General features: G+C 74.8%; 3 protein-coding genes. 1 reads left to right on the top strand and 2 read right to left on the bottom strand.

The genetic code is table 11. The features are described from left to right. Positions 1 to 74: 74 nt before the first annotated feature. Entirely contained in the window at positions 75 to 1,280 is a 1,206-nt protein-coding gene (locus tag D1643_RS10515) for a cysteine desulfurase family protein (protein WP_236643562.1), read from the bottom strand. 5 nt (positions 1,281 to 1,285) lie between these two features. Then, complete coding sequence (rpe, locus tag D1643_RS10510; protein WP_160710563.1) at positions 1,286 to 1,990, bottom strand: ribulose-phosphate 3-epimerase; 705 nt, start codon at positions 1,988 to 1,990, stop codon at positions 1,286 to 1,288. A gap of 225 nt (positions 1,991 to 2,215) precedes the next feature. On the opposite strand from rpe, the gene D1643_RS10505 reads away from it, so the two are divergent. Next, positions 2,216 to 2,698 (top strand): methylated-DNA--[protein]-cysteine S-methyltransferase, encoded by a 483-nt coding sequence (locus D1643_RS10505; RefSeq protein WP_370520341.1) that lies wholly within the window; start codon positions 2,216 to 2,218, stop codon positions 2,696 to 2,698. The last annotated feature ends 77 nt before the right edge of the window (positions 2,699 to 2,775 follow it).

Genomic DNA, 2,775 nt, shown 5'->3' with positions numbered 1-2,775 from the left:
CGGGCGGGCGCGGGGGCGGGCGGGCGCGGGGCGAGGCCGCAAGACGCCGGCGGCGCCCGCCCGCTGAGGCGCCGCTACCAGTCGAGCGCCTTCTCCATGGCGGCCAGCAGGCCCTCCACGTCGGCTTCCGTGGTGTAGCGGCCCATCGACACGCGCAGGGCGCCCTGGGCCTTGTCGGCAGGCACGCCCATGGCGCGCAGCACGTGGCTGGGCTCAAGCGAGTGCGACGAGCAGGCCGAGCCGCCCGACACGCCGAAGCCGAGCAGGTCAAGGCGCAGGATGAGCGTCTGGCTCTCGTAGCCGTTCACGAGCACGTGCGCGATGTTGGGCAGGAAGTCGCGGCTTCCCGGCTCCACGTCCACCGTGGCCTCGACGGGCCCGAACGCGGCAAGGCCCGCGTAGAGCCGGTCACGCAAGGCGCCGAGGCGCACGACCTCGTCCTCGACCGCCGCCTGGGCGGCCTGGGCGGCCGCCGCGAAGCCCACGGCGCCAGCCACGTTCTGCGTGCCGCTGCGCAGGCCCGCCTCCTGGCCGCCGCCGAGGAGGAGCGGCTCGAAGGGGGTGCGGGCGCGCAGGTAGAGGGCGCCGACGCCCTTGGGGCCGCCGATCTTGTGGGCGGAGAACGAGGCGGCGTCCACGTCGAGCTCGGCCAGGTCGAGCGGCATCTTCCCGAGCGCCTGGACGGCGTCGGTATGGAAGAGCGCCCCAGCCTCGTGGGCACAGGCGGCCAGCTGGCGGATGGGCTGGATGCTGCCCACCTCGGAGTTGGCGGCCTGGACGGAGACGAGCACGGTGTGGGGCGTGAGGGCCTGCTCGAGCGCGCGCACCTCGACGAAGCCCGCAGCGTCCGGGCGCAGGCGCGTCACCGAGAACCCGAGGGCCTCCAGGCGCTTGGCCGGGGCGAGCACGGCGTCGTGCTCGATGGCCGAGACGATGACATGGGGCGTGACGTCGCCCTTCCCGGCACGCCGATAGAGCTCGCGCGCCGCGAGCGCCATGCCGAGCAGCGCCGCGTTGTCGGCCTCGGTGGCGCCCGCGGTGAGGATGACCTCGGACGGGCGGCGCGCGCCGAGGGCGCCGGCGAGCGCCTTGCGCGCCTCCTCGAGTGCGGCGAAGGCGGCACGCCCGGGGCCATGCAGCGAGTTGGCGTTAGCGCCGAGCGGCAGGTTCGCAAGGCCCGGCACCTGGTAAGGCGCCAGGGCGGCGGCCGCCTCCTCGCAGAGCGGCGCGGTGGCGGCGTAATCGAGGTAGGCGTAGGAGCTCATCGCGTCCGCAGTCATTCCGCTCACTCCCCCGCCGCCGCGAGCGCGTCTCGGCGGGCGGCGTCGGCAGCCTCGGCCACGGCGCGCAGGGCCGCGCCCGGATCCTCGGCGGCGAACACCGCGTTGCCGCAGACGAGCACGTCGGCGCCGGCAGCAGCCACGAGCGGCGCCGTCTCCACGCCAATACCGCCGTCCACCTGGATGAGCGGCGCGCACCCGAGCGCGCGGGCGGCGGCGACCACCTGGGCCACCTTCCCCTCGCTGCCGCGGATATAGCTCTGGCCCGAGAAGCCGGGCTCCACGCTCATGATGAGCACCATGTCCAGGTCGGCGAGAACCGGCAGCAGCACCTCGACGGGCGTGCCCGGCTTGACGGACGCGGCGGCCCGGCAGCCGGACTGGCGGATGAGCGCGACGGCGCGGACGAGCTCGTCCACCCCGAGCGCCTCGGCATGCACGGTGATGGAATCGGCCCCGGCATCCACGAACCAGGGGATCTGCTCGAGCGGGTTGGCGATCATGAGGTGCACGTCCATCGGCAGGTCGGTGGCCTTCGACAGCTGCTTGAGCAGCGGCACGCCCATGGTGAGGTTGGGCACGAAGTGGCCGTCCATGACGTCCACGTGCACCATGCCGGCGCCGGCCCGCTCGATGGCGGCGATGTCCGCGCGCAGGTCCATGAAGTTGGCCGACAGGATGGACGGCGCTATCTTGACGGGTTGGAACATGGGGGCTCCTCAGGGTCTGGCGGCGCGGCCGGGCCGGCTGCGCCTGGGTCAGCACGCCCCATTCTAGCGCAACGCCGCCGGAGCCGGAGGCCCCGTTGCCGCCCCGATGCGCGGAAGGCCGCGGCGGCTGCGCGTCACGCGGGCCGAGCCGGCCGCAGGAGAGCCCGCGCGGGCCGCGCGACGTGGCGCTATAATGGCGTCACGCGCCGACCAGGAAGGAGCCCTGTGGCCGCCTCCGCGCAGACCCACTACCTCTACCGCACCCCCTACGGGCCCATCGCCATCGGCGCCACGCGGCGTGCCGTCACCGCCGTCGCGCTTGGCGAGGTCGCGCTTCCCGGCGAGAGCCGCCCCACCGACCTCACCAACCGTTGTGCCACCGAGCTCATGGAGTACCTGGCCGGCAAGCGCCGTGCCTTCTCCGTGCCCGTCGCCCCCGAGGGCACCGACTTCCAGAAGCGCGTGTGGAAGGCGCTCCGGGCCATCCCCTACGGCCAGACCCGCACCACAGCCGACATTGCCGCCGCCATCGGCGCGCCCGGCTCCTACCGCATGGTGGGCGCCGCCGTGCGCGCGAACCCCGCCGCCGTGGTGATTCCCTGCCATCGCGTAGTGGGCGCCAACGGGCGCACCCCCGGCGCCGGCCGCGACGCCCGCCTGCGCGAGGCCTGCCTCAAGCTCGAGCGCCGCACGCTCGCCGCCGAGTAGCCGCGCACGGCGGCAGGAGGCCGTCCCGCCGTGCGGCTGGCGTGCGTCCGGGCGGGCGGCAGGTCGTGTGCGGCAGG

This window comes from Enterorhabdus sp. P55 (genome assembly GCF_009911695.1).
Lineage (GTDB): Bacteria > Actinomycetota > Coriobacteriia > Coriobacteriales > Eggerthellaceae > Enterorhabdus.
Note: the sequence above shows the minus strand (reverse complement) of the source record. Positions and strands in the feature narration are given on the sequence as shown.

Coding starts and splice junctions, on each gene's coding strand:
- D1643_RS10515 (WP_236643562.1), bottom strand. CDS start 1,280: ATGACTGCGGACGCGATGAGCTCCTACGCCTACCTCGATTACGCCGCC.
- rpe (WP_160710563.1), bottom strand. CDS start 1,990: ATGTTCCAACCCGTCAAGATAGCGCCGTCCATCCTGTCGGCCAACTTC.